This is a genomic window from Cytobacillus oceanisediminis, from assembly GCF_004366035.1.
Classification (GTDB): Bacteria; Bacillota; Bacilli; order Bacillales; family Cytobacillaceae; genus Cytobacillus; species Cytobacillus oceanisediminis_C.
Genome location: NZ_SOEE01000002.1, coordinates 791,244 through 817,460 on the forward strand (window position 1 = coordinate 791,244; position 26,217 = coordinate 817,460).

The 26,217-nt window shown below is 38.7% G+C and carries 27 protein-coding genes and 1 pseudogene; 3 read left to right on the forward strand and 25 right to left on the reverse strand.

All coding sequences use genetic code 11. From position 1 onward, the window contains the following. Positions 1-17: 17 nt before the first annotated feature. The 20 genes from pfkB to DFO72_RS08250 form a co-directional block, all read right to left on the reverse strand. Positions 18-971, reverse strand: coding sequence for a 1-phosphofructokinase (gene pfkB, locus DFO72_RS08155; protein ID WP_113884059.1), 954 nt, complete (start codon positions 969-971; stop codon positions 18-20). Continuing rightward, positions 958-1,788 carry a tagatose bisphosphate family class II aldolase gene (locus tag DFO72_RS08160; protein WP_243856101.1) on the reverse strand — a complete coding sequence of 277 codons (831 nt, stop codon included), beginning with the start codon at positions 1,786-1,788 and terminating at the stop codon, positions 958-960. The genes pfkB and DFO72_RS08160 overlap by 14 nt, the downstream gene beginning before the upstream one ends. Before the next feature lie 29 nt (positions 1,789-1,817). After that, the gene (nagA, locus tag DFO72_RS08165) at positions 1,818-2,972 is read right to left on the reverse strand and encodes an N-acetylglucosamine-6-phosphate deacetylase (RefSeq protein WP_113884061.1); all 1,155 of its coding nucleotides are present in this window, start codon (positions 2,970-2,972) and stop codon (positions 1,818-1,820) included. Next, positions 2,972-3,394, reverse strand: coding sequence for a PTS galactosamine/N-acetylgalactosamine transporter subunit IIA (agaF, locus tag DFO72_RS08170; protein ID WP_113884062.1), 423 nt, complete (start codon positions 3,392-3,394; stop codon positions 2,972-2,974). The genes nagA and agaF overlap by 1 nt, the downstream gene beginning before the upstream one ends. Positions 3,395-3,415: 21 nt before the next feature. After that, positions 3,416-4,291, reverse strand: coding sequence for a PTS system mannose/fructose/sorbose family transporter subunit IID (locus DFO72_RS08175; protein ID WP_113884063.1), 876 nt, complete (start codon positions 4,289-4,291; stop codon positions 3,416-3,418). Continuing rightward, on the reverse strand, positions 4,281-5,057 hold the full coding sequence (gene agaW, locus DFO72_RS08180) for a PTS N-acetylgalactosamine transporter subunit IIC (RefSeq protein ID WP_113884064.1): 777 nt from the start codon (positions 5,055-5,057) through the stop codon (positions 4,281-4,283). Before agaW ends, DFO72_RS08175 begins: the two co-directional genes overlap by 11 nt. A 20-nt stretch (positions 5,058-5,077) precedes the next feature. After that, positions 5,078-5,551, reverse strand: a complete 474-nt coding sequence (gene agaV / locus DFO72_RS08185; protein WP_113884065.1) for a PTS N-acetylgalactosamine transporter subunit IIB — start codon at positions 5,549-5,551, stop codon at positions 5,078-5,080. 19 nt (positions 5,552-5,570) lie between these two features. Further along, positions 5,571-6,740: an SIS domain-containing protein gene (locus DFO72_RS08190; protein WP_113884066.1), complete on the reverse strand. Its 1,170-nt coding sequence runs from the start codon at positions 6,738-6,740 to the stop codon at positions 5,571-5,573. A gap of 36 nt (positions 6,741-6,776) precedes the next feature. Continuing rightward, the gene (locus tag DFO72_RS08195; protein WP_113884067.1) at positions 6,777-7,688 is read right to left on the reverse strand and encodes an ROK family protein; all 912 of its coding nucleotides are present in this window, start codon (positions 7,686-7,688) and stop codon (positions 6,777-6,779) included. 127 nt (positions 7,689-7,815) lie between these two features. After that, positions 7,816-8,547, reverse strand: coding sequence for a GntR family transcriptional regulator (locus tag DFO72_RS08200; protein WP_113884068.1), 732 nt, complete (start codon positions 8,545-8,547; stop codon positions 7,816-7,818). A gap of 282 nt (positions 8,548-8,829) precedes the next feature. Beyond that, positions 8,830-9,663: a carbohydrate ABC transporter permease gene (locus DFO72_RS08205; protein WP_113884069.1), complete on the reverse strand. Its 834-nt coding sequence runs from the start codon at positions 9,661-9,663 to the stop codon at positions 8,830-8,832. 14 nt (positions 9,664-9,677) lie between these two features. Further along, entirely contained in the window at positions 9,678-10,631 is a 954-nt protein-coding gene (locus DFO72_RS08210; protein ID WP_395858194.1) for a carbohydrate ABC transporter permease, read from the reverse strand. A gap of 56 nt (positions 10,632-10,687) precedes the next feature. Continuing rightward, positions 10,688-11,938, reverse strand: coding sequence for an ABC transporter substrate-binding protein (locus DFO72_RS08215; protein WP_113884071.1), 1,251 nt, complete (start codon positions 11,936-11,938; stop codon positions 10,688-10,690). A 217-nt stretch (positions 11,939-12,155) separates the two neighbouring features. Continuing rightward, positions 12,156-13,430: a Gfo/Idh/MocA family protein gene (locus DFO72_RS08220; RefSeq protein ID WP_113884072.1), complete on the reverse strand. Its 1,275-nt coding sequence runs from the start codon at positions 13,428-13,430 to the stop codon at positions 12,156-12,158. A 91-nt stretch (positions 13,431-13,521) separates the two neighbouring features. After that, on the reverse strand, positions 13,522-14,571 hold the full coding sequence (locus DFO72_RS08225) for a LacI family DNA-binding transcriptional regulator (RefSeq protein WP_113884073.1): 1,050 nt from the start codon (positions 14,569-14,571) through the stop codon (positions 13,522-13,524). Between the two features lie 104 nt (positions 14,572-14,675). Then, entirely contained in the window at positions 14,676-15,008 is a 333-nt protein-coding gene (locus DFO72_RS08230; protein WP_166672439.1) for a rhodanese-like domain-containing protein, read from the reverse strand. A 158-nt stretch (positions 15,009-15,166) separates the two neighbouring features. Further along, complete coding sequence (locus DFO72_RS08235; protein ID WP_113884075.1) at positions 15,167-16,075, reverse strand: macrolide 2'-phosphotransferase; 909 nt, start codon at positions 16,073-16,075, stop codon at positions 15,167-15,169. A 37-nt stretch (positions 16,076-16,112) separates the two neighbouring features. After that, entirely contained in the window at positions 16,113-16,715 is a 603-nt protein-coding gene (locus tag DFO72_RS08240) for a TetR/AcrR family transcriptional regulator (protein ID WP_113884076.1), read from the reverse strand. Positions 16,716-17,128: 413 nt separating this feature from the next. Beyond that, positions 17,129-17,914 carry an SDR family oxidoreductase gene (locus tag DFO72_RS08245; RefSeq protein WP_113884077.1) on the reverse strand — a complete coding sequence of 262 codons (786 nt, stop codon included), beginning with the start codon at positions 17,912-17,914 and terminating at the stop codon, positions 17,129-17,131. 167 nt (positions 17,915-18,081) lie between these two features. After that, positions 18,082-18,819: an SDR family NAD(P)-dependent oxidoreductase gene (locus tag DFO72_RS08250; protein WP_113884078.1), complete on the reverse strand. Its 738-nt coding sequence runs from the start codon at positions 18,817-18,819 to the stop codon at positions 18,082-18,084. 174 nt (positions 18,820-18,993) lie between these two features. Between DFO72_RS08250 and DFO72_RS08255 the strand changes: the two genes are divergently transcribed. Next, positions 18,994-19,602: a TetR/AcrR family transcriptional regulator gene (locus DFO72_RS08255; RefSeq protein ID WP_113884079.1), complete on the forward strand. Its 609-nt coding sequence runs from the start codon at positions 18,994-18,996 to the stop codon at positions 19,600-19,602. A gap of 78 nt (positions 19,603-19,680) precedes the next feature. On the opposite strand, the gene DFO72_RS08260 is transcribed toward DFO72_RS08255, so the two are convergent. After that, complete coding sequence (locus tag DFO72_RS08260) at positions 19,681-21,348, reverse strand: M4 family metallopeptidase (RefSeq protein WP_113884080.1); 1,668 nt, start codon at positions 21,346-21,348, stop codon at positions 19,681-19,683. A gap of 427 nt (positions 21,349-21,775) precedes the next feature. Between DFO72_RS08260 and DFO72_RS29370 the strand changes: the two genes are divergently transcribed. Further along, on the forward strand, positions 21,776-21,919 hold the full coding sequence (locus DFO72_RS29370; RefSeq protein ID WP_166672418.1) for a hypothetical protein: 144 nt from the start codon (positions 21,776-21,778) through the stop codon (positions 21,917-21,919). 318 nt (positions 21,920-22,237) lie between these two features. Here the strand turns inward: DFO72_RS29370 and DFO72_RS08270 are convergent. From DFO72_RS08270 to DFO72_RS08280, 3 genes and pseudogenes are all read right to left on the reverse strand, one after another. Then, positions 22,238-22,516: pseudogene (locus DFO72_RS08270) on the reverse strand (IS110 family transposase); the annotation flags it as partial. Positions 22,517-23,169: 653 nt separating this feature from the next. Then, the gene (locus DFO72_RS08275; RefSeq protein WP_134177231.1) at positions 23,170-24,126 is read right to left on the reverse strand and encodes an SDR family NAD(P)-dependent oxidoreductase; all 957 of its coding nucleotides are present in this window, start codon (positions 24,124-24,126) and stop codon (positions 23,170-23,172) included. After that, a complete protein-coding gene (locus tag DFO72_RS08280) occupies positions 24,126-24,485 on the reverse strand; it encodes a MerR family transcriptional regulator (protein WP_113884083.1) in 360 nt (119 codons plus the stop codon). The genes DFO72_RS08275 and DFO72_RS08280 overlap by 1 nt, the downstream gene beginning before the upstream one ends. A gap of 416 nt (positions 24,486-24,901) precedes the next feature. Here DFO72_RS08280 and DFO72_RS08285 point away from each other — a divergent pair, with 416 nt between their 5' ends. Next, the gene (locus DFO72_RS08285; RefSeq protein WP_134177233.1) at positions 24,902-25,522 is read left to right on the forward strand and encodes an NAD(P)-dependent oxidoreductase; all 621 of its coding nucleotides are present in this window, start codon (positions 24,902-24,904) and stop codon (positions 25,520-25,522) included. Between the two features lie 323 nt (positions 25,523-25,845). Here the strand turns inward: DFO72_RS08285 and DFO72_RS08290 are convergent. Next, positions 25,846-26,217, reverse strand: a 372-nt coding sequence (locus tag DFO72_RS08290) for a DUF1657 domain-containing protein (protein WP_134177235.1), incomplete at its 5' end; no start/stop codon positions are given.

The following is a 26,217-nucleotide window of genomic DNA, read 5'->3' on the forward strand; positions in this document are numbered from 1 at the left end:
CGATCTTTTGAAAAATTTTATAAACTGCCTGACCAAGTTGAGTTTATTGAAATTTGTTCAATCAACGTATTCAAATTTTGGAGATTTATATATCCAGTCCTCTCTTCCATTGCGTTTGCTGAGCCGCAAGCAGAAGCCAGGATCAGGGTATCCTTCACTGTATATCCTTTTGAAAGTCCAGCGGCAAAACCTGCAATAAATGAATCTCCGGACCCCACAGCGCTAACTGTCCGAATTTCTGCAGTTGCAGCTTTCATCCGTTCGCCTTTATAATGAACGAATGATCCCCTTTCACCGTCTGAAACAATCACAACCTCTATACCATTCTCAGCTAGCTTCTTCATCGATTTCCAGATTTCTGCTTCTTCCCGGCAGGGATGGCCAAGAAGCCCTTCAAGTTCCTCACGATTAGGTTTGATTAAATAAGGTCCATAGGGCAGAGATTCGGCTAGTGCCTCCCCGCTGGTATCCAGAAGAACTTTAACTCCATGATTTTTAGCTTCTTTTATCATCCATTGATAGAGGCTGTACGATACTCCAAGGGGCAGTGAACCACTTACTATAAGGATTTGAGCTTCAGGTATTAGGATGCGCAGGCGCTGCCTTAATTCTTCCTGCTCCAAACCGGAAATAAAAGGCCCTTCCTCAAGAATTTCTGTCTGGTTGTTTCTGCTGTCAATTATGGCCAGACATTGCCTTGTTTCACCAGCAATCTGAACAAATTCATCACGCACACCCAGCTTTGCCAATTCATTCCGAATAAAGTTTCCGTTACTTCCGCCTAAAAAACCGGTTGCCGTCACACGTTCTCCAAGAATGCTCAACACCCTTGTAACGTTCAGTCCTTTTCCTCCTGCAGTTTTAAGGGGACTTTTCGTACGTGTGCTTCCTCCGGTCTTTAGGTACTTTAGGCGGTAGAAAGTATCTAAAGCGGGGTTAAGGGTAACGGTTAAAATGCTAGGCTTTTCCATTGCTGCCACACATAAGTATTTTTTCCTCGACTACCTTCTTCATGGCTTCTTTGCCTGGAGTCATATATTTTCGGGGATCATTTGCATCTGGATTCTCGGTAAAGTATTGTTTGACCGCATTAGAAAATGGGATTTTTAGGTCTGTTGCAATATTTACCTTGCAAATACCAAGTTCTATTGTTCGCTTCACCATTGTATCCGGAATATCGGAAGCCCCATGAAGGACGAGAGGAATAGAAACCATGGAGCGGATCTCATCCAGCCTATCAAAATCAATTTTAGGCTCACCCTTGTATAATCCATGTGCAGTTCCAATAGCAACTGCCAAAGAGTCAATTCCGGTTAACTCCACAAATTTTCCAGCCTGCTCCGGATTGGTAAACTTAGCGTCCTTTTCATCCACAACGAGGTCGTCTTCTACTCCCCCTAGGCGGCCTAATTCAGCCTCAACAGAGACCCCATATTCATGGGCATAATCGACAACTTCCTTTACAATCTTGACATTTTCTTCGAAGGGATGATGGGAGGCATCGATCATCACAGACTTAAAACCAAATTCAATATATTTCTTGATTTCTTCAAAACTCTCAAAATGGTCAAGGTGGAGTGCAATCGGAATCTCATATCTTTTTGCTGCAGCATTTCCAATTGACACCAAATAGTCACCGCCGGAATAAGAAATGGTACCTGGTGTGGAAGCCAGTATGACAGGTGAGTTCAATTCCGCTGCAGTATCCACCACCACTTGGAATGTTTCAAGGTTGTGGATATTGAAGGCAGGAATCGCATATTCTTCTTGCTGCGCTTTTCGGAACATATCAATGGTGTTTACAATGTTTTTTTTACTCAATTTATTTTCTCCTCCATAAAAGCAACTTTTCCATTAACAAAGGTGGCTATTACATTGAATGCATCGTCTATCACAGCTGCATTTAACTTTTTTCCAATTTCAATGGTGCCGATCTCATGATCAACACCCAGCAATTTAGCTTGATTTAAAGTAGCCATCGGCAAAATGGATTCAAGCGGCATTCCTAGAACCTCCTTTGTGTTTCTTAAGCAGCTCATTAAATTTGCAGTACTGCCTGCCAGGGATCCAGTTTCCATTGTTCTGGCTATTCCGTCTTTTACTCTGACAGTTAGACTTCCAAGCTTGTACTTCCCATCCGGCAAATCCCCTGCGACCATACTGTCGCTAATTAATAGAATCCGGTCTGCACCTTTTGCTTTGTGAAGCAGTTGAATACCTGCTGGATGCACGTGTTCCAGATCAGCTATCAACTCGCAAAAAATATGGTCATTTGTCAGGAAGGCTCCAAGACATCCCGGATCACGATGGGTGAATCCACGCATTCCGTTAAAGGTATGAACCGATATACTAGCCCCACTTTCTATTGCAAGATTGGCAGTTTCATAGTCTGCATTGGTATGTCCCAGTGAGACAAGAATTCCCAAATTTTTCAGATAGGGAATAACCTCTAAAGCCATCTTCTTTTCCGGTGCCAACGCTAGAATTTTAATCGTATTTTGGGATGCTTTAATTAACTCATCAATATCTGTCATGGATATTTCTCGCATGTAATTCACAGGATGCGCGCCTCTGTGCTCAGCGGTTAAGTAAGGTCCTTCAACATACGAACCGAGGATTTCGGCTCCGGCTGTCTTTCCTATTTGTCTGCCAATCTCGCTAACGGCAGCCTTTATTTTCTCAAAATCGTGGGTAAGAGTAGTAGGCAAAAAGGAAGTCACCCCATGCCTTGCAAGTGATATAGAAATCGCCTGCAAAGCTTCCGGCGCTGCATCCATCGTGTCATTCCCTGAAATGCCATGGATATGAATATCAATAAGGCCTGGGATAACGGAAAATCCCGAGAAATCATGTATTTGGCAGTCTGGTTTCACTTCCGTAATATCCATTATTAATCCATTCTCATAAACCACAAATCCTGAATGTATCCGTTTGTTAGGGCCATAGATTTTACTTGCAAAAATAGCCTCCATTAAATACCTGCTCCATCTCTCTTGAGGCGATCAGATTTCTGGAAACATTTTATCGCTTCTCTTCCAGAAGTAATGGCCATTTCTTTTAGTTCGTCAAAGGATAAATTATTTTTCATGATTGCAGTTTCAATGATCATTGCAAGATTTGCACCGCCAATAACAGCAGCATCCTGTTGCTTATTTGTTAGAGAAACAGCGGATTTAAAGGGAGAGCCACCCACAAGATCGCACAGAACAAGTACTCCATTGCAGCCCTCTAAGTTTGATAAAGCTGCTTTAAGCTTGATTTCCAGATCTGATGTAGAATCTGATTCCAAGAAATCAACATACTCTATATTGGGCTGGTCCCCTGCAATCAATTTAACTGAAGAGTGAAGACCCGAAGCAAAGGAGCCATGGCCCGAAACAATTATTCCATTCATTTTTTTCCTCCTCACTCCTGTTTAAAGAATAGTGCCAAATGGGAATGGTATCTTGCCAATTATGCCAATTACGACTGTAATCAGTATTAAAATGACCGGGGACAAGCCTCTTTTCAGTAAGTAATACATTAATAAGGTATAGCCTAACGGGAGTATGTTTGGCATGATTTTATCAAGTAAGTCTTCCTGCAGGGCAATTTCAGCTTTTCCTGCATGAATGACAAGATTTGCTTTTATCTGCACAAAAGAGGCAATCAGCCCCCCAACCACTGTCAATCCCACTATTGAGGCAGCATGAGAAACTTTCTTCGTGTTTTCTTTTAATGAGCTGATAGCATTTGTCCCGGCATAATAGCCATATCGCATTAAACCAAAGCGGAGACCAAAATGGACGACATTGAAGATAACAAGGAACACAAGTGCTCCTACCGGATTTCCATCTGCCCCCAGTGAAGCACCTATACCAACACAAATGGGCAGAAGCGTAAGCCAAAACAGTGCATCCCCGATGCCGCCCAGCGGACCCATCATGGCAACACGTATAGCCCGGATGGTGTTCCGATTCTGCTTCTTTTCTTCCATTGCGAGAACAATCCCCATAATGATGTTAACTAGAAAGGGATGGGTATTAAAAAATTCCATATGGCTTTTCATAGACTCACTTAGGTCCTGCTTATTTTTGTGAATCTTCTTTAGTCCTGGAAGGATAGAGTATAGCCAGCCTGCAGCCTGCATTCTTTCATAGTTGAAAGATGCCTGAAGTAATAATGAGCGCCATACCAGTTTGTTTAGATCTCTCTTTGTAATCACCTGTTCGGTTGAAGGATCTTCATAAATTTCAGGATTGTTTACCTGAGCAGATATTTTCGGTTCAATGGCTGCATTTTCAGATGCCACGGCCTCTCGCTCCCCTCATAGCAGCCCCCTGGCCGCCAGATGTTTTATAAAAGTCATACATAGCAATTGCCAGACCGATTAGCGCGACAGCAATAATAGGCATTTGCAAATAGGTAACAAGAATGAATCCGACGATAAGATAGGCAATATACTGTTTCTTCAGCATAATTTTTAAAAGCATGGCAAAACCAATGGCTGCCATCATCCCGCCAGCCGTACCAAGACCTGCAATGAGCCAAGCTGGAAGTGATTCGACTACATTCTTGGCTGCCTCAGCTCCAAAGTAGATTGGAAGGAATGCAACCACAAAATAGAAAACGAATAAAGTTGCTATTCCCAGGTAATTAATCCTTTCGATGCCTTTTGTATTTGCTTCTTCTGCATATTTATCTGCTTTATGCATGACAGGTGAAAAGGCTGTAAACATTAATGTGATGCACGCCTGGACTGCAACGGCAAATGGAACAGCAACTCCGATTGCAACTTGAGGATCTTGCCCAGTCAAAATTGCAAATGCTGTACCAATTATTCCGCCAATAACTACATTTGGAGGCTGAGCTCCTGCAAGCGGTACCATTCCAGCCCATACTAATTCAATTGCAGCCCCGGTCATCACACCAGTAGGCAAATCGCCTAGAATTAACCCAACGATGACTCCAGTTACAATAGGGCGGTGAATGTGTAACAAACCATTAAACAAGTCGATGCCGGCAATGCCAGCCCATATGGCAATCAACAATGCCTGAAGCAATATTTCCTGATCCATCCTTCACACCATCCTTTCCCTTAAAGGAATTTATAAATGTCATCTGGCCTTTCATCAGGAACACGGCGCACTTCGAGTTTCACACCATGTTCTTTTAGTTTGCGGAATGCTTCTTTGTCAGCTTCATCAACAGAAACGGTGGAGTAAATTTGTGTCTTCCCTTCAGAATAGTGCATATTTCCAATATTCACTTTTTCGATCGGAACACCTCCTTCGACAAGCCTCAGGACATCCTGAGGAGTTTTAACTACTAAGAAAATATATTGGTCTTCAGATGCATCATGAATAATGTCTGCAGTTGTCTGAATCGAGAAAAAGCGGACACCGATTGCATCAGGGACTACCATTTCCATCAAGTCTTGCTGTATTTCATCTTCAGCTACCTCATCATCAGCTACAACAATGAGGTTAGCCCCAAGGTGATTAACCCAGGTAACACCTACCTGACCATGGACAAGCCGGTTATCAATTCGAGTCAATAAGATGTTTGGCACTTTGTATTCCCCCTCTTTTTTAAAAGTTATATATGTTAACTCCTTTAACAACCCTATTAACCATTCCGGTTGGGCTAGGATTATCAGGTGTCACCCCCAGGCGGATGGAGTTAAACAACGCAAATAACTGTGCGATGATTAAGTAATTCAACGCAATCAAGTGGTCTTCCAGGTGAATATTCTCCTGCTCCGGAAGAATAAAAGCGCAGTCACATAATTCATTAATATCTTCATCACTGGTATTTGCAATTGCTACCACTGTTTTACTGCCGCCATCATTCTTTAACTCTTGCAATAAATCAATCTCGTATTTTCTTGTATAAGGATCATTGGAAATAAAAACGAAAATCAGGGTTTCGTCATCCACCAGTGACTTCGGGCCATGTCTAAACCCAAGTACCGATTCGTGAAATGTTGGTATCTTCCCGGAAGTAAGCTCCAGATGCTTTAAGCTCGCCTCCTGCGACAAGCCTTTTAGAGTTGACGAACCAAGATACACAACTCTTTTCTTATTGAGGCTGACAATACTTTTTAAGGTTTCATATTTCGTGGTTAAAATGCTCTCAGCGTTTTTGGAAACAGCTTCTGCTTTTTTCTTTAACAATTCGAATCGATCTAACTGGAAAATAAGGAGAGCAGAAAGGTACATACAGCTGAAAGAGCTTGTCATCGCAAACCCCTTGTCATTTGCCTTTTCCGGCATTAAAAGGAGCAAAGAATTTTCGTCATTTCCAGCTTCCTTTGCAAGCTGCCCATCTGGATTGCATGTGATGATTATTTGGCTAACATTGTTGATCAGCTTTTTAGCCAAGCTGTAAGTAGCAATTGATTCAGGGCTGTTTCCACTTCTGGCAAAAGAGACTAAAACAGTGGGAACTTCTGGCTTCAAATAATTCAGAGGGTTTGTAACAATATCCGTGGTCGAAATTGAGTCAATTTGATAAGAGAGTTCTTTTCTTAAATGAGGTGTTAAAGTATCCCCAACATATGCTGATGTACCTGCTCCAGTAAAAATAATCCGTGCCTGTTTGGCAATTAGCTTTTGACTGATAAAATCCTTAATGACTGCTTTTTGATTTTCGATAATACTAACTGTCTGAAGCCAGAGTTCCGGCTGTTGAAGAATTTCTTGTACAGTGTGCTGCGCGCCTTTTAGTTCTTCTATGTGTAAATTCTTTACTGATCCCATAGGAATTCACTCCATTCTTGTTATCTATTAACTTTCTTATAAAGGACTGTCTCCCATCCTTTTTACCGAAGTTCGATACAGACAGCCAAATAATCCGGCATCCGCTTTTAACTTGCTTAAATGCACCCTTTTTTCAATCCCCTCCTGAAGCGGGTTTTGCACTAGATTTTTAAGTTCCTGTTTTATAAGACCAAAGAATTCAGGCTGGTTAATAATAACCCCTCCACCAACTACGACTAAATGTGGATCGACTATGGTAAAGAGCTGATGTAATCCCCTAGCAATACACCTTGCAGCATTATAAATAATCTCAGACGCCTGAAGGTCTTCACGATGATATAGGTCCATAGCGTCAGCAACGGTAAATCTCGGGTTAAACATTTTCTTCGCTTTTACTCCAATGGCAGTTCCTGAAGCAAGATTCTCTAAGCTTATGAGTTCATCACCATTCTCCAATAGAGTGAGTCCGATCTCTCCAGCAATTCCTGCTCCACGCAGAAATTTACCTTCAGATAGCAGACATGAGGAAATACCCGTACTAATCGTTACATAGGCAAAAGTCTCCTTTGCCATTTTCCATTCAGTCCACTCACCATAAGCTGCCATATAAACATCGTTATCCATCACTATTTCTGCATTAGGAAAAAATATCTTGAGCTTTTCTCTAAGAGGAAAATTCCTCCATGGAAGATTATTTTGATAAACAGCAAGCCCATAAACTGAATCCACTTTTCCTGGAATCCCTAATCCAATAAAGCTGATTTCTTCAGGTTTTAGTTTTTCAGCTTCCATTATTCGGAAAAACAGGGCAAGTATACAATCAAATAACCCATTTGCATCAAGTGATACACTAGCAGCCTGTACTCGTTGTTTTAATGTCTTTTCCTTATCAGAAACAAAGGCAGCTGCGATTTTTGTACCGCCGATGTCAGCTACTAATACTGTCATATTTCTACTCCTATCTGGATGTTTTTAATAATCGTCTTACAACCCATCTACGGGAAGATGGGTTGTTGGTACAAGTTAGCGGAAAATTTAACTCATAGCCTTGACACTATGAGTCTTTAAAAACCTTTTAAGTCAGTTCAGTATAGAAACGGCATCGGTCACCGCGGACAATAGATCGGCAAAACTCTACAGGCTTTCCTTCTTTATCAAATGCTGTCCTTTCTAATAGTAATGCAGGAAGACCTTCCTTGGTCTGAAGAAACTTGCTCTCATCTGCCCGGATTAGAACTGGTTCAAAAGCTTCTTTTGCTCGCGTAACGACAACATTAAATTGCTGATCGAGCAAATCATATAGTGATATCGAACCAATTTCATTTAACTTGGTCATATCAGGTACCGTCTCTTTTGTAAAAAACGATGATTCCAGAATAAAGGGTTCGTCATTCGCACATCTCAAGCGTTTTAATTCAATAACATTGCTGTCATTTTTCATTTGCAGCCCTTCTTTAATTTTGGCACCAGGCTTAACTTCCCGAATATCTATAATAATGTCTTTAGGATTCATTCCATGCTCTTTAAGGACTTTGCTAAAACTATAAAAACCCATTAATGGCTGCTGAAACTTCGGCTTTGAAACAAAAGTGCCTTTGCCTTGGATTCTATACAAAACCCCATCCTGAACAAGCTCTTCGATCGCTTTTTTTACTGTATTCCTGCTTACCCCATACTCTTCCATTAATTGATTTTCAGAAGGAACTTTGTCTCCAGTATTCCAATTACCATTGTCAACCGAATCCTTTAATATCTCTTTAAGCTGATGGTAAAGCGGGATAATACTATCGTGCTGCAATTGTTTCATTGAATCCATTTCCTCCAGTTTGTTCTTTAGCAACAATAATTATTTGAAAATTTAATTAAATTATACCATTTAAAGTTACCCTGTCAACCCAACAACCCATTACATATGTTATCAATTAATGGGCATTTTCGACAAAAGACTGAAATTAGCTATTTGTATCATAATCCAATGCCCACCCCCAATAAACACTCCTCAATGATCGGTTGTTGGGTTAAGGTTGATTCAAATAAAACTTATTGACAAACAACAGAGGAGTTTTGAATCCGAAAAAATATTTTCTTTTTACTTTCCTCCAGTAACAGCAATCCCTTCAATAAACTGCTTCTGCAGGAAGATAAACAAGATCAGCATTGGCAGGATGGCTAAGAAAGATCCAGCCATTAGAATTGGGTAATTGGTCAAAAATTGCCCCTGAAGTGAGGATAGTCCCGCTGATAGAGTCATAGACTCAGGAGAACTATTGACAATCATCGGCCACATCAATTCATTCCAGCTCCAGAGTGTTGTAAAGATCCCAAGAGCGATTAAACCCGGCTTTGCAAGCGGAAGCATCACCCTCCAATATATTTGGAAATGGTTGCAGCCATCAAGTCGGGCTGCCTCCTCCAATTCTTTAGGCAGTCCCATAAAAAACTGCCGCAATAGAAAAGTGCCAAACGCGCTGAATAATCCCGGTACAATGACTGCTTGAAGAGAATTGAGCCAGCCTAATTTCACCATAATCATATATTGCGGCAATAGGAAAACTTGCCCAGGCACCATTAACACAGTAAGCGCTAACAAAAATAGAATGTTCCTGCCCGGAAATTCAATTCTGGCAAATGCATATGCAGCTAATGAACATAAGAACAATTGGCCGGCTGTTCGAAGAACTGTAATAATTACCGTATTGTACATAAATTTGAAAAAGGGCAGGAGACCAAATACCTCTTTATAATTTCCCCATTGAAAATCTTCGGGAATCAAAACCGGGGGTACTTGAATCGACTCAGCATACGTCTTTAACGAGGTAAGGATCATCCATAAAAAAGGCAGAACCATTGCTGCAGCCCCAATAATCAGGATGAAATGAAAAAGGAATGTTTTACTTTTAAAAAGCTTAAGTGACCTGTCCATCGAAACCACTCCCTTTAATCATAATGAACCCACTTTTTCTGAAGAACCATCTGGATGGCTGTAATAATTAAAATGACCGCTAATAAGAGAACCGCAATAGCCGCAGCATATCCTTTATCGTTTAATACAAATGCATGCTGATAAAACAAATAGACTATAGACTGTGTACTTTCAAGCGCAGTGCTGCTTTTCCCAATCATCATGAAAATCAAATCGAATACTTGAAAAGCACCAATCAGTGACATAATGGACACAAAGAAAATAACCGGTGAAAGCAGAGGCAGTGTAATTTTAAAAAATACAGTGACAGGACCTGCCCCATCAATTTCTGCTGCCTCATAATACATCTTTGGAATACCTTGCAGCCCTGAAAGAAAAATGACCATATTGTAGCCAATACCGCTCCAAATCGCTACCGCGATAATCGAATATAAAGCTATATTGGGATCACTTACCCACTGTGGCCCTTCAATTCCGACCAAGGATAATAAATAATTAAACATACCGTAGTCTGCGTTATACAGCCATTTCCAGACCATCGCAATGGCAGCTGGCATAGTGATGACTGGTAAAAAGTATAAAGTACGGTAAATAGATTTACCTTTGATATTCTGATTTAAAAGAACAGCCACAATAATGGACAGGAAAATTCCAATTGGCACGGTAAAAATGATATAGATGCTTGTGTTTTTAAATGCTTGCAGAAGTGTTGCATCCTCAAGCAATCTCTTATAATTGTCTAACCCTGTCCACTCATACTGTCCAAATGCCCCCCATTCGGTGAAGCTAAAGTAAAAATTCTGAACAATGGGCCAGAGATAAAAAATAAACAGTCCCAGCATTGTAGGTGCAATCATAAGATAAGCCCAAAAATAGTCTGAACGCTTCCTTGTTTTGGCGAGGCTCGAAACCTTTATCCTATTGGCTGATTTTACTTCTGTCTGAAGAGGCACTTCCTTCAAAGTCATCCCTCCTTATATAGATGGAAGAGAAGAATAGCAAAATCCTTCTCTTCAATTAGTAATTACTTGGATAATGCCTCATTTGCTTTTTTTGTCAGCTCTTCTGCTGCTTCTTCAATACTTATTTCCTCACTCCACGCCTTTTTAAGTACATCTGTTTCGTACTGCCAGATTTCCCCCGTGTTTTCCACACTTGGCAGAGGCACTGAATATTCTGCTCCATCAATAAATGCCTGAAGGTTTAAATTAGGGACTGATTCTTTCCATGCATCCTGTGTACCATTAAATGCCGGAATAACGGTTCCCGTTTTGGCAAAGACTTCTGCTGCTTCTTTGGAACCAAGAAATTGAACAAACTTCCAAGCTTCTTCTTTATGTTTTGTATTCGAAGATATTACATTGGAAAGCCCGTGAATAGAAACGGCACGTTTTTTCCCTTGTGGAACCACCGCTACATCCAAATCGGGATTTTTCTTATATTCAGGAACCATCCAAGGACCATCAAACATCATCGCTATCTTTCCAGATGAGAATAATTCAGAAGCAGCCGTTTCGGTCATCTGGGCTTGAGTAGGAGAGAGTCCTTCTTTAATAAAACTGACATTGTATTCTAATGCCTCGATTGCTTCAGGCTGGTCGAACCCTACAGACTTATTATCCTCAGAAATGATATAGCCGCCATTCTGCCAAATGAAATCATAATATCCGCCTTGATTCCCCATCAATGCCGCATAGCCCCAAATTCCTTTTTCTTTGTCAGTCAGCTGTTTCGCAGCTTCCTTCAATTTCTTCCAATCCCATGTTTCATCCGGGTAGGATACTCCAGCTTCATCGAAGATTTTCTTGTTATACCACAGTCCAGTTGTATCGTAATCTTTTGGGATCCCATAAACCTCTCCAACTACCGTGTACAGATCAATTAATGATTCCGGATAATTATCTAAGCTATAGTCGTCCTTTTCCGCCATTTCACTCAATGGAAGAATGACCTTCCCTTCTGCATACTGAACAACATGTGCACCATTCATCCATAAAACATCTGGCAAAGCACCTCCCGTTGCCGCTGTTTCGAGCTTTTGAAAGTATTGGCCATAAGGAGTGATTTCTGTTTTCACTTTAATGTCCGGATATTTTTCATTAAATAACTTAATAATTTCCTCAATCGCAGGAACCTGCTTTTTATCCCAGAAACCATACGTAATCTCAGCCTTGCCATCTTTTTCTCCGCCGGATGCTGCATCACTATCACTGCAGCCTGATAAGCCAATCAAACCTAATACAACGGTTACTAGCATGATGATCCATTTCTTCATCCCATTTCCCTTCTTTCCTAAAGTTTTTAGTTTGCCTAACTCAAAACATAAGGGGTATATCTCTAGATGAATCAAAATGTTGTGGACGATATGATTTCTATAACGTTTACCACCTCCTTGGATAACGTTTTCCATAGACCCATTTTTCTGCATTAAGACTAATCTTAACTGGTCAAATATATTGCAACACTGCTTAAAGAGCTGTGTTCACAAACTTTTAAACTTGAATATTCCCAATTAAACCAAGATAATATTCATCTATATTGATAGATTGCCCCTGGTTTAACCGTGACTCTTCCGCCGCGAATGCCATTAGATGACTTCTTACAGATGCGGAAACAGAAGAAACACTGTCCTCTTTATTATCGTTCCGGATCTCTTCCAGGAAAAGTCTCATAATTCCGCGGTCTCCACCGCCATGCCCGCCTGCCGGCTGGTCAAAATGAATCACAGTTTCCTGCCTGGTTAGGAAATTAAAAATTGAGATTTTATTTTCTTCCATGTTCCCGCGGATTTCACCTTTGGTTCCCATTATTTGAACGATTCGAGTTTGTTCTCTTGTAAAACCGCACATATTGAAGGTTGCAGTTGCTCCTCCCTCAAATTCCATATTAACAACCTGGTGGTCAACTACATTATTATCTGAACGATATACACATTTTCCATAAGGGGTTTTACTCAATGCTTCAATTATGCCTTCATTTGTATAGTCTTCTGTGAATTTTTTTGCCCATCCTCTTCCTTCACCGAGGTAATACCTTCCTGCATGGAATGGACACTCCGGCTCGGCAGGACATCCATCCAAGCATCGCAATGGGGCTCCTTCCGGGGCATTTTCCGCTTTAAAATGCATCAAGGATCCATACGAACTAAGTCGTTTACACGGTTTTCCCATTACATATGAAATGATATCCATGTCGTGACAGGACTTCTGGAGGATCATCGGACTTGATTTTTCTTTGTTATTCCAATTGCCTCTTACAAAGCTGTGTGACATATGCATAACTTCAACATTTTCATTTAATTGAAGAGATGCAACTTCACCGATCTCCCCTCTGGAAATTACCTTTTTAATAGCTTTCCAAAAGTCGGTATACCTGAGCACATGGCAGATAGTCAGCTGCCGGTCATATTTTTTAGCTTGCTGTTCCATTAATATACATTCCACCGGGTCTGGTGACATTGGTTTTTCCAAGAGGACATGATACCCTTGCTCTAAAGCTCTCATGGTAACTTTGAAGTGGTTTCTATCCAGGGTGCAGATAATGGCAATATCGGCAATTCGTTTGTCCAGCTGTGAGATCTCTTCCCATGATTCATAGCAATTTTCATTTGGAATTTGATGTTCTTGCTGGATTCTCCCTCTCCTTTCTTTCTTAGGTTCTGCAACAGCAACAATATTTAATTCATGCGGATAATTGAGGGCATATGGTGCATATGCTCTCGCACCTCTGTCTCCAGCTCCGATAAGGAGCGCTGTCATTGTCTTCATTTAAATTTCTCCTCTCTATTGAGCAAATAAATGTGGAAAATTTCCGCGTTTTATCCAAACGTTTTCCAAACTTTTTTAAAAAAAGAACCGATTAGGTCCGTTTTTTAGAAGATGATTCACGAATAACTAACTCAAATGGCAGAATAATTTTGATTGGCAATACTACTTTTTCCTCTACCATTTCCATAATCGTTTTCGCGGCCATTTTTCCCATTTCATATTTGGGGATTTCTACTGTTGAAAGCGGCGGTGATGAATATTTCCCCATTTCAATATTATCCACTCCAAAGAAAGCAATATCTTCGGGTATTCTTAACTTATTTTCTATAACTGCTCTCATTGCAGCCAGTGCCATTAAATCACTTGCACAAACCATAGCTGTCGGCAATTCTCCCGGACTGCTTTTAAGAAGCTGATTCATTCCCTCATAACTGTTTTCCATTTTCCATCTGGTATTGATAACCCATTCATCTCGAATAGGAAGGCCTGCTTCTTTCATAGCAGATTGATAACCTTTAAATCGTAATTCTTCATTTAAGTCCTGGAAGGCTTCATTAATTCCACCGCCGATAAACCCAATATCACAATGACCCAGACTCACTAAATTCTGTACAACTTTTTCCAACGCGGCCACACGGTTATAATCTATAATGGCAATATCTTTATCGGAATAGTAGAAGTCAAGTCCCACAACAGGAATCGTTTGCTGTATGTAATCAATTAAGCTCTCATCAATACTGTCGATCAGCAGCAGTCCTTCAATACCAAGATCATGAATGGTCTTAAGAAGAAGTGCTTCATTTTCAATCTCATCCTTCGTAATACTTATTAATGTATAATCATTTTCTGTTAAAGTATCACGAATACCAGTATAGATATTAGAAAAGTATGGATTTATTTCAGCCTGTATGGGATTTGCAACCCATCCAATTTTCATTGTCCTGGCATCACTTTTATTTTGTCTTTTGCTAACCAGATTTCTTGCATGCTGATTGGGTGTATATCCCAGCTCTTTGACAGCCTGCCAAATTTTATTTCTCGTTTCCTGGTTAACATTCCGTGTCTGGTCATTCTGAATAACTCTGGAAACAGTAGAAATAGAAACGCCAACATACTCCGCAATATCCTTTAATCTAACCACAAAACACACCTCTAGGCTGTAACTTCCTGCAGTAATCGCCGGAATTTTTTGAATTTAAATAGACTATAGCACCTGAATTTATTTTAATCAATAGCTTTTAACATTTATTTATTTTTAATGAACTCCTTCCAGGCTGAAATCCCACCCACTAAAACAGCAGCATTAAATTCTTTTTCAGAAAGGACGGCTGCACACCGAGCTGCTGAATTTCCTGTTGTGCATGCAACGATTATTTCTTTCCCCTGTGGCAAAGAGTTAATTTTGCCATCAAAAGTGTGATTTAAGATGTGTGTTTTTGGTATATTTAAACTTTCGATATTAGAACCTTCTAAATGATACGCTTTGTATTTTTCCTCTGCTCTTACATCTAATAAGGTGACATTCTCTTGCTTCATTTTTTCATATAATTCTTTTGGAGTAATTTTGTTATGTGTCAATGTGATCTGCTCCTTCAAAATAACTTTAATTTTATTTTACGACAAATAGGAGAATTTCTCACGATTCATAGAATTAAGATAGGCCGTCCATACTGCACAAAACTATTTACAGTATGGACAGATACCTTTTATTTTTTATTTTTTAATTTTAATGTTTATTATTCCCCGCTTACACCTAACACCTGTCTTGCCATCTCCACATATTCCTCCTGCCCAGATACTATAGCAAACTCTGCTATGGCAACTGGAAATGCTGCTTCCAATTCAATGATGTGCTCTTTCATCTTAGGCCATGTGTATCCCCCTGCTTCCCGATATGCTTTAATCAGGGATTGGAGCCCATCTTCACCGAATGCTTTGTATTGAAATACAAAGTCATTTGACACATCTGAGACCTTTGCTTCAGTCCAATCAATTAACCCTGTCACATTTGCGTCTTCATCTATTAAGGTATGGCCTGCATGTACATCACCATGAATAAAGCCTGTTTCCCCCGGCCACAGCTCATCATCGTTTAACCAATCCTGCCATCTTTTCCACAGCGATTCATCTACTCCAAATTTTGCCTTTACCGCGCCCATTCGCTCTCTCATCGATTGCCTTAGCTCTTCTGATGAGTGAACCACCAATCCAGCCTCGGCCGCATGCTCCTTTGGGATGCTATGAATATCAGCCAGAGCCTTTCCTAGGGTCACATGAAAGCTTTTCGGCACATTATTGATATCCATTTCCCATACATAGTTTTGAATTTCGTGATCGATTGTCCCAGCCGGTATTCCGTTTAACTTCTTATATGCAATCAATTCATTCGTATAAATGGACCAGTCTGGTGCCTGGTAATTCATTATGTTCTTATTCACCAAATCTAATGCTTTCTTCTCATCCATCGTCCTTGGCATAACATCATCACGCCTGGGAAAGCGAAGCACCCATTCATTTTTTTCCTGATCTACTGCGAATACTACCCGAAAGTCCATTCCTGATTCATTAAATACTACCGAATCCTCCTTAAGCATAAGCCCATGACGATCTGCAATTTCTATCACTTTATCCCTCGTATTTGTCATTTTTTCACAACCTATCTTTAATTTCGCATACAGGTTATTAAGGTTCTCTTGTAAGTTCATTTGCTGCAGCATTGAAAAGAATTTCTTGAACTTCCGGATAAATTTCCTCACCTAGATCTTTTTTATGAATAACCATTGCTAGACATGCCCGTATGACACCCGCGATCACTTCTACATCTTTATTTATGATTTTGTTTAGTTCCTTATTCTCCTTTATAAATTCCATAAGGGGAACAATACTTCTTAAAGTCTTCGTTGCTGGATATTCGTGATTTATCTTTCTAGAAACCAGGTTGTATTCTTCCAGATTGGTGATTAGTCTCTGTGTTAATACATTTGCTTCCAGTGCACAAGACATTTCATGAAGATAAACTTTTATGGCTCTGCCTGTATCCTTTTCCTGTTTCACTTTTGGCCATACCTGTCTTTCAACACTTTCCCCTTCTAAAGTTAATAACTCAAGATAAAGCTTTTCCTTTGATTCAAAAAATACATAAAAGCTGCTTTTTGCTATAGATACAGAAGATGTGATTTCTTCTATAGATGTATTTTTCAGCCCCTTAGCTATAAAAAGCTGGTGGGCATTCCCAAGCATATCCAACCTGATTCTTGCCTTTTCTGCTTCGGAGAATTTTGGCATTTTATATTCCACCCCTGGCTTAAGGAATTATATAAACATAAAAACATTTAGATTATTTGTTTTTATAATATGTAAACTTAATAAAAATGTCAAATATAATATAGGATTACAAGCCTATTTTTAATCTTAAAAGCTGTATTTGTTCTTTCGCTAAAAGATTCTTTCCGTTCGTTTGAGTTTAACCAAGGTAAAGTCTTACACATTAATATTTTGAAAACCTAGGGCAATAGCTCAATGATTAAAACCGCACGGATAATCATAACCGTGCGGTTTTTAGATTTATTACTAATGCTTTAACTCAGGCAGGTATCCCTGTATTCATTCCAGTTCCACAAAGAATAGACGATCCCCATCTGTTCATTAGGATAATCTTTTATAGAAATAAGGAATCTAAATGAGCCATTCGCATTTGCTTAGTATTTATATGATTGTCCGCCATCAATTGGAATAACTGTTGCATTGATAAAGTCAGCTTGTTCAGATAGCAGGAAAGCTACCAAATAACCCACTTCTTCTGGTTTACCGAAACGTTTCATCGGGTTTGGCTCGACAAACTGTTTCCCTACCTCTTCCCAGTTTTCCGGATCGATTTGTTTTAATGAACCTTCGACCATCGGTGTCATAATGGCTCCTGGTGCAATAGCTTTGATGCTAATTCCGTATTGGCCATATTCAATTCCGGAGTTTCTTGTTAATCCAACAACACCATGTTTACTGGCTGCATACCCAGATTGGCTGCCTACCCCGCGAATACCTCCAACAGAAGCAGTGTTAACAATAGAACCAAAGCCTTGTTCTCTCATCACCTTTAATACATGTTTCAAACCGTAAAAAACACCATTTAGATTGACGCTTACTACCTTTTGGAATTCATCAATACCAAAATCCTCTGTCAGGTTTTGCTTTCCTTCGATTCCTGCGTTGTTGAAGAAGCCATCAATCTTACCGAAATATTTCACTGTTTCATTCACATAATTTTCTACAGCTTTTTCATCTGCCACATTTGCTGTGATCAGGATCATTTCAGTTTTTGGTGCAACTTCCAGCACTTTATTTTTGGTTTCTTCTAATGAAGCCCCATTTAAATCTACCAGTGAAAGTTTTGCACCTTCTTTTGCTACTTGTATGGCAGAGGCTTGACCCAAACCTGATCCTGCACCAGTTATCAAAATTACTTTGCTGCCAAATCGATTGTCCATAGTAAATATCCTCCTCGTTTTGTTGAAACATTTTTGGGCACTTTTAATCTCTTCATTTACTTTCAATTAAAATATATTTAATTAAGGATATTTAATCTTAATGTTCCTTCTATCAGAAGTACACTGTGTGTTTTATAAAATCAACCAGTGTAAGAACTGTTCATGATTTATTGAGCCGTATAGCCGCCATCTACAGTTAAGCTGCTTCCTGTCATGAATGAAGAATCATCAGAAGCCAAGAATAATACTGCTTTTGCCATTTCGTCTGCTTTGCCAAGGCGCTTTACTGGAGTAGCAGCAACCAAAGCTTGCTTGCTTTCTTCCGGAATAATGGGAGTATCAATAAATCCAGGGCATAGAGCGTTGATGCGAATATTTTGTTCTGCGTATTCGAGTGCAAGTGAGCGGGTTAAGTTAATAACGCCCCCTTTTGCAGCATTATAGGCGGCTGAACCTGGAGATCCTACGAAACCATACATCGATGCAGTATTCACAATTGTACCGCCGCCTGTTTTCAGCATTTCGCGAATCGATTCACGTGCTACTAAGAAGACACCATCCAAATCAACATTTACGGTTTTGCGCCATTCGGAGTAATCTAAATCATGGGAAGGATGAACACGTCCTATACCCGCATTGTTAAAGACAATATCCACTTTTCCAAATGATTCGGCCGTTTGCTTAAAGATATTTTCTACTTCTTCTTCATTAGTAATGTTGGCTTTAATAAATAGAGCAGTGACGTTAAGCGCTTTCAATTCTGCTTCAAAAGCCTTACCTTTATCCTCATTAAGATCAACTACAACCACTTTGGCACCTTCTGAGGCAAATAAACGTGCTGTAGCTGCTCCTATTCCGGATGCTCCGCCGGTTATTACAGCAACTTTGTCTTGTAATTTTGCCATTTTACATCCTCCTAAATGTTAAGAAATTAAGCCAGACACAACGATAATTTTGTCTGTTATTGCTTACAATTTAATTGTACTCCTTTGTACACTTTTAACAATCAATAAGATATCATTAAGTGTCTAGTAGATAGACATTTATGTACTATCTGTCTATTTTGGGGAGGTTTTTTTATGGATACTGAGCAAAGTACAACATCTGATAGACAAAACCGAACAAAGGAACATTTAAAGCAAGCTTTAATTGATCTCATAAAAGAAAAAGGCTACCATCCCGTTACAGTAAAAAACATTGTTGATTATGCTTCCTATAATCGCAGTACTTTTTACATCCATTATCAGGATAAAATTGATTTAGCTGAAGATGTTAGAAATTCGATGCTTCAAGGGCTGCAAACTTCGGTGGGCGAACCATATATACCAGGAAACAAAGTCTATACATCCAAGCTTAATGCGCCATCTTTTAATATCGTTTCATTTATATACAAAAATCGGAACTTTTTTGAACTCATAAATTATGAAGACACTTTACCAGGATTACACACACACTTTCCACAAGCAATTCTAAAAATCTATAAGGAACAATTTGTATTTGAGACAATTAACAATATCCCGGTCAATATGGACTACTTTAAACGTTATACCGCTTATGGATTTTACGGACTTCTTCAGAATTGGATTCAACAGGGATTTATAGTGTCTCAGGAGGAATTTATCCAAGAAGTCATTAATTTAACAAAAACGCATATATACTCTCTTAAGTATATTGGAAAGAAAGTATGAGCTCAGGGCCTTAATTCAAAGCAGAGTAAAAAAAAGGCATTACTCAATTGAGAAATGCCTTACTCCCTAAATATTTACTTAGTAAATTCCCACCGCATCAAATCCAGCATTAACTGCAGATTCTTCCCCGCTGCCTTCCCCATAAAGATCAATGGCAGATTGAACAATAGCCAGACGCGCATCGCTAAAATCAGAATTAGAGGTTAAATAAACAGTTAAAGCACGGTAATAAATTTTTCCCAGCTTCTCCCTGCCAAGTTCCTGTCCAATTAGGTATGCTGCATGGTTTGTTATGGAAGAATTCACATGGACTCCGCCATTATCGACATTTAAAGGCATGTCGTAATATTCATCCATATGAGCCGGATAGACTCCGCTGCCATAAGCTGCTCTTTGCGGATTACTTACGACAACACTGTTAGGATCACTTAAGCTGCGCAATCTCGTTACACCATCAGCTTTAGCAGCAGGTGCCATAATGTCCTCGCCCATTTCCCAATCTCCATCGTCAACAAGTACACCAAAAACATCAGCAAATGATTCGTTTAGAGCTCCAGATTGATTTCGGTATGCAAGGTTAGCAGTATGAGTGATTACACCATGAGTCATTTCGTGGGCAGCAACATCAAGGCCGGCTGATAATGAGATAAAAAACTCACCATCCCCATCGCCATAAGCCATATATCGGCCGTTCCAGAAAGCATTATTGTAATCTGTACCCATGTGAACATAAGAATTGATAGCCATTCCTTCCCCATCCAGAGAATTGCGGCCATGCTCATTTAAGAAATACTCATACACCCTTTCGGAATTATAATGTGCATCTACTGCTGCTCGATCATAATCCCCTATAAATGCTGCGGAATTCCCGGCATATATTGCATCATTATTTGAATCCCAATCATTTTTAGAATCAAATGTAAAGATTCCATCAAGATTTTCATGAGAATAATCCGCTAACGCAAACTTTGTTCCTGATCCCTCTTCCTTCACTCGGGATATATGGAGCTCCCTATGGTCTCCATGAACACCTTTACCAAAACCTTTTTGTGTTTTATTTTCTTCAGCATGCATTAAGCCATTGTATTTATCAATAATATTACCTGTCTTTGCATCTACAAACACAAACCAGTTTCCAGGCTCATCCCCCATGAAGCTTACATTTACTTTATAAGCAGTATGATTTTTCCCTTCAAATGGATAGACAACAAGCTCCGATTCTGGCTCATATGTAAGTTCTGGTGGCGCGATTACAGCTGACAGCGCTTCTTTGATTGCAGCATCACTGCTTATGGAAACTGAGGTGTTCACAGCATCATTGGCAATGGCCTGATTTACTCTTCCATTAACGATTACTACTTCATTATGCTTATTATAATGAACAATTACCTCGGATCCTTCAACGGCCAGACCGTTGATTGTCTGATTAAAACGAACGTGTGTCATACCGAGGTCATCCTTTTGTACATCTTTTACTTTCAGATTTTTCTCAGGGTTTTTGATACCTGTTTTATCCTGGTGCTTCTTTAAATAAGTTAATGCATTGGAAGGAGAACTGGAAGAGAATTTCTCAGCAAATCGCTCTTTCACAAATAAAGGAACATTTGCTTTTTCATTCCACTCCTTGGAAGCTTGTATGTGATGGATCTTTCCCGACTCTGCGGGCTGGGCAAAAACATTAACCGGGATCGAACCCGCCAATAAGGCGGATGAAAGCAATAAGGGGGCTAGCAGCTTTTTTTTCAATCTTTGGACCTCCTATTATTTAGATACTCTAAATTATAGAATAGAAGGATCAAATCCGAATGAATAATAAGAATTATTTGTATATTAAAAAAACTGTCGAATTGATAGTAAATAATTACCAGATTTAATCCTTGAACAGGAGCCTATGAAAATTCAATTCATTTCTACTAAATTTTAATAGTCACAAAGCTATTTTGCCCATTCTGTGTTGACAAAGCTTTATGGTGTGAAAGTTTGAGCAACAATGGTAAAAACGGAACGAATGAATAGCATTACAAAACAACAACAAAAAGGAAGATCGTAAAACCTATGAAAGGACCTCCAATGAAGCGGTCTTACAATTCCTTTTTTCAATTAAAAAGATTTAATATGGTATGTACCTTATAATAGTATTAGGCATGTAATTACTTCGAAAGGTGAATGATATATGGGAAACATACATAATACGTTTGGTATAAACAAATTCAAAACGATGAAGGAAACACCCAAAGCTGTTGAATTTAAAAATATCGTAAACAATGAAGTTATTTATTTACTTCCAAACAAAGAAATTACGATCATTACAACATGAATACTACGAGAAGCGCCTGGAAGTGCTTTTAAAAGACATGCCGGAGTATGTTGTTAAATATGTTGATGATAAATTAGACATCCGCTCTCCCCTGACCCTATATAACTATACTAGGGATTTCAAGGAATTCTTTGGATGGTTAATAGCTGAAGATTTAAACAGGTGGTGACATCCCCCTTATCATGAACCAATTAGGGCACACTCAATCTGATGTTTCTTTATTGTATATAAATACTACTAGAGAAAAACAAAGGTTAGCTGCAGAGCTAATGGACCAAAGAAGAAAGAAAAAGTAAATGATAAAAGGGAAACATATATGTTTACAGCTACAAACTTAATCTCGTTCTCTTTTAAAATATGAGCCAGGTTAAACCAATAATGACCTGTTGGCTCCATACCGACAATCACTTTCTCCATACTCTGTGCTTTCTTCGTTTCCGAAATCCAATAAAGAAAATGCTCAAAACCTTCTTTGTATTTTCGAAATAACAAGGGGATCCTAACTCCATTCCCCTGAAATCCTGGGCACGTGCCACTTGCTTGAATTTGGCAAAATCCACCCCTGATAATCAGGGTGCAAGGAGTAATTTGAGCAATCTACTTATTTTGGTTATAACTCATTTTAAAGTCTCCTGGTATATGAGTTTTGTCCTTTCTGCTGCCCGGCTCCAGGACCTCATTCTATCAGGAGGATATTTTTTTGTTGAAATCTCATTTTCCTGCATTACAGGAATGCGGTCCCTTTTATTGAATAAGAAAAAAGTGTCTAATTCAGCAGCTGATCTTGAATATAAGTATCCTTTAGTTTCAGTGAAAATCTTTACAATTTTGTGAGTAGGAGCATACAAAAAGACGCCTTCTTGATAAAGAAAAGCGCCTGATTGGTAAATAAGGTGTACGATCCCATGTAATGCTCTTCATATTATTGATTTTTTGGATAATTTCCCTTGATGTTGGTACAATCTGATATTATGTGAGTATAAGTATCGTTCAAATAATATTTTAATCATGCACTTTTACGAACCCTTTAGTACCAGAAGAAACCTACACAAAAGAGCATTAATCCTTTTAACCATGAATATGATATAAAAAAACATCTAAATCTATACGTACCATAGACTTAGACGTTTTTTGTAATAAAATATTAAAGCGTTATAGTGTGTATTATACGAATAGTATAAGGATATTACGTAGGTAGAAAACCAAACTTCTATGCCACTTTCGAAGAACAACATAATTAGAACAGATCACTAACGGAATAGTAGAGGAGTTTCATTCCAGAGCTTTAAAGCTAGATCTTTATCAATTGCCCATGGTTTAACCCCTACCTTATCATTCTTCTCTGTAGATATAGGTGCAATATTTACATTCTCGCAATAGACCCCGCCAAATCCTTCTAATTGAGGACTAGTGGCACACCAAACAATAGTAGCAGCACCTTCTGAGATGGTTTTATGCTCGTCATTATATTGATCATATCCACGTTCGCCGTTTGATTTAATTGCGCCCATTGTTGCTAACTCTTCATCTGACAAATTACTAGAAAGCCCAGTTACAATACTTCCAGGATGAACAGTAAAGGAACGAATCAAATCTTTTTTAAACAGTTCATCAATTGCTACACTAAAAAGAGAAACAGCTGTTTTAGCTTGGCCATACGCAATCCACTTATCGTATTGGCTTTTATTGAAATTTGGGTCATCAAAGTGAAAAGGAGAGTACCGATGTGCTCTAGAAGAGAGATTAACTACTCTAGCTCCATTAGCTCTTTGCAGCTTTGGAAGTAATCCCTTTGTTAAGTAATAGTGGCCTAAATAGTTTGCGGAAAGTTGCATCTCATTTCCCATTTCATCTCTAGTTAGTGGAATAGCCATTATTCCAGCACTGTTTACTAATATATCTAGTTTTAGATAATTCTTATTAAACCATTGTAGAAAATAATCTATGGTAGATCTTTTACTTAAATCGAAGATAGCAGGATATAGTATGGCATTAGGAATACCTACTAAAGCTTCTTTTGCTTTCTCAACATTTCTTGCCGGGACAATGACAGTGGATCCAGCGAAAGCTAAAGTTTTGGTTGTTTCTAATCCTAAACCAGCATATCCACCAGTAATAATTGCCACTTTTCCTATTAAGTCAATATCTTGTATAACCTCATCTGTTTTAGTACGAGCAGTATAGCTTGTTTGCAATGGTTTTTGCACTATTTTCCTCCACCTTTAAGGTTACTAAAGTGAGAAATTTTATATTGTACCTTTTCTAAAATTTGTCGGCGTTTCCGTAATTCAAGCTCTATCCTTTTTTCGTGTTCTTGTAAAATAGAATAACAGGAAGAGTAGTCATTTCTTTTGTAAGCATCTACATAGGTTTTTATTTGATCTAATGGCATCTGCGTGTCTCTTAAATGAACAATAAAACCAAGATATTGAATAATTTGTTCATCATACTCTTTATATCCACGAGTATTTTTAATGGGTGTGTCTATAAGCCCAAGTTTTTCATAATAGCGAATTGTAGGGATAGATAAGCCGACAAGTTTAGATACTTCAGAAATTTGATACATTATTCTCACCTCGTATATTGACCTTACAATGTAAAGTTAACTTTATGTCAAGCATGTTATTATGGGATATCGTAAAATAATTATTTATAAAACAAGGATTTATATTTGATCAATTAGTTAAAGGAGCTCACCATTCTCTTCAAAAGTTCTGATAGTAAAATAATAATCATACAAAACCTATCCCCACCCCATATGTGACATAATATTTTCAATGTAAGAACATCTGTCATTATTTGCTAAAACAAAAGCCAGCAGTTTGCTCAAAGGGGATTAACAAGAACCCCTTCGGAGTAGTTCTGTAGGGTTAATTTGAATCGTCTTTCTATTAAAGCTTCTTAAAGCCAGGAATGGCTGAATACAGAAATAAAGTAAAGTAACTTGTATAGTATAAGTATTTGCAGAAGGAGCTCATTCTTATGAATATTTTAATTTTAGGTGCAACTGGACGAGTTGGAAGTCAAATAGTTACTTATGCCCTTCATAACAGACATAATGTTACTGTATTAGTTCGTACTCCCGAGAAGATTCAATTAAATAATGAAAATTTAACCATTATTCGAGGGAATGTTTTAAATAATGAAGATATCGTACGTGCAATGCATGGGATTGATATAGTTATTAGTGCACTAAATACTGATGGCACCACCACTCTATCAGAAAGTATGCCACTTATTATAGAAGCAATGGAAAATGAAGGTCTTAAACGAATAATAACTATAGGAACTGCAGGGATCCTGCAAAGTAGGACCATGCCAAATTCTCTGCGTTATCAATCAAGTAAATCAAAACGTAAGTCAACTCGGGCAGCGAAAGAACATCATAAAGTTTATGATATACTCAAACAATCAACCCTCGAATGGACGATTGTCTGTCCTACCTACTTGCCGGATGGAGAAAGGATAGGCAAATATCGTATAGAGCGAAGTTTTTTGCCGGAGGATGGAGTTAAAATATCCGTACCGGATACAGCAGAATTTACATTTAGCCAGATAAAAACAAGCAATTATATAAAATCACGTGTAGGTATCGCCTACTAATAATATTCTTATACTACTTTCATACAGATAAGCTTGATAAACAAAACAAATAGACGGGGAAACCCGTCTATTTGAATGCCACAAAACTACTTGACATAAGTAAGACCACTAATGGCTCTTTTATGATAAATTATTGTAATTACAAATAAATTGTGTATTCCGCTCGGGGTAATTAATTTCGGGGAGGAGGAATAAAAAGCCCTCCCTTTAAAAGGGAGTCGTATTTAGACGATTTTTTGAGTAACACATTCTTTGACGATTAATTTTCCAAATATTTTATATTCAACACGTTGTATATGGTTATTATGAAGTAGGGTATATTTTTACCCCTTTAACATAGGGGTCAATTTATCAATCACCTTTTGTAATTTTTCGCTATTCTTGCTATACATCTGCTTTGCCTCTTCTGACTCAGTAGATAAACAAAATATTTCTAAATCCGCCTGACATTTCTTTATCGTCGCCAATAATAATGGTTTTTCTTGAGGTGTAGGTACTTTAATTTTGTCATCAAATAAATCGACTGTTAACTGCCCATACGAATCGACTTGAGCTAAAAACACATTTTCAATACTAACATTCTGCTTGTCTAATTCCGTTTCTAGCCAACGACGATTTCTTCCAGCTGTTGAAAGTGGTTCATCTAACACCTCGCCGTCCATAATAACGGTTTGTGGCTCTTTTTCAGAAGGAGT

Excerpts from the sequence above, each read along its gene's own strand:
- pfkB (WP_113884059.1), bottom strand. The coding sequence starts at position 971 with ATGGAAAAGCCTAGCATTTTAACCGTTACCCTTAACCCCGCTTTAGAT.
- DFO72_RS08160 (WP_243856101.1), bottom strand. The coding sequence starts at position 1,788 with ATGTTCCGAAAAGCGCAGCAAGAAGAATATGCGATTCCTGCCTTCAAT.
- nagA (WP_113884061.1), bottom strand. The coding sequence starts at position 2,972 with ATGGAGGCTATTTTTGCAAGTAAAATCTATGGCCCTAACAAACGGATA.
- agaF (WP_113884062.1), bottom strand. The coding sequence starts at position 3,394 with ATGAATGGAATAATTGTTTCGGGCCATGGCTCCTTTGCTTCGGGTCTT.
- agaW (WP_113884064.1), bottom strand. The coding sequence starts at position 5,057 with ATGGATCAGGAAATATTGCTTCAGGCATTGTTGATTGCCATATGGGCT.
- DFO72_RS08190 (WP_113884066.1), bottom strand. The coding sequence starts at position 6,740 with ATGGGATCAGTAAAGAATTTACACATAGAAGAACTAAAAGGCGCGCAG.
- DFO72_RS08195 (WP_113884067.1), bottom strand. The coding sequence starts at position 7,688 with ATGACAGTATTAGTAGCTGACATCGGCGGTACAAAAATCGCAGCTGCC.
- DFO72_RS08200 (WP_113884068.1), bottom strand. The coding sequence starts at position 8,547 with ATGAAACAATTGCAGCACGATAGTATTATCCCGCTTTACCATCAGCTT.
- DFO72_RS08205 (WP_113884069.1), bottom strand. The coding sequence starts at position 9,663 with ATGGACAGGTCACTTAAGCTTTTTAAAAGTAAAACATTCCTTTTTCAT.
- DFO72_RS08210 (WP_395858194.1), bottom strand. The coding sequence starts at position 10,631 with ATGACTTTGAAGGAAGTGCCTCTTCAGACAGAAGTAAAATCAGCCAAT.
- DFO72_RS08215 (WP_113884071.1), bottom strand. The coding sequence starts at position 11,938 with ATGAAGAAATGGATCATCATGCTAGTAACCGTTGTATTAGGTTTGATT.
- DFO72_RS08220 (WP_113884072.1), bottom strand. The coding sequence starts at position 13,430 with ATGAAGACAATGACAGCGCTCCTTATCGGAGCTGGAGACAGAGGTGCG.
- DFO72_RS08235 (WP_113884075.1), bottom strand. The coding sequence starts at position 16,075 with ATGACAAATACGAGGGATAAAGTGATAGAAATTGCAGATCGTCATGGG.
- DFO72_RS08240 (WP_113884076.1), bottom strand. The coding sequence starts at position 16,715 with ATGCCAAAATTCTCCGAAGCAGAAAAGGCAAGAATCAGGTTGGATATG.
- DFO72_RS08245 (WP_113884077.1), bottom strand. The coding sequence starts at position 17,914 with ATGGACAATCGATTTGGCAGCAAAGTAATTTTGATAACTGGTGCAGGA.
- DFO72_RS08250 (WP_113884078.1), bottom strand. The coding sequence starts at position 18,819 with ATGGCAAAATTACAAGACAAAGTTGCTGTAATAACCGGCGGAGCATCC.
- DFO72_RS08255 (WP_113884079.1), top strand. The coding sequence starts at position 18,994 with ATGGATACTGAGCAAAGTACAACATCTGATAGACAAAACCGAACAAAG.
- DFO72_RS29370 (WP_166672418.1), top strand. The coding sequence starts at position 21,776 with ATGGGAAACATACATAATACGTTTGGTATAAACAAATTCAAAACGATG.
- DFO72_RS08280 (WP_113884083.1), bottom strand. The coding sequence starts at position 24,485 with ATGTATCAAATTTCTGAAGTATCTAAACTTGTCGGCTTATCTATCCCT.
- DFO72_RS08285 (WP_134177233.1), top strand. The coding sequence starts at position 24,902 with ATGAATATTTTAATTTTAGGTGCAACTGGACGAGTTGGAAGTCAAATA.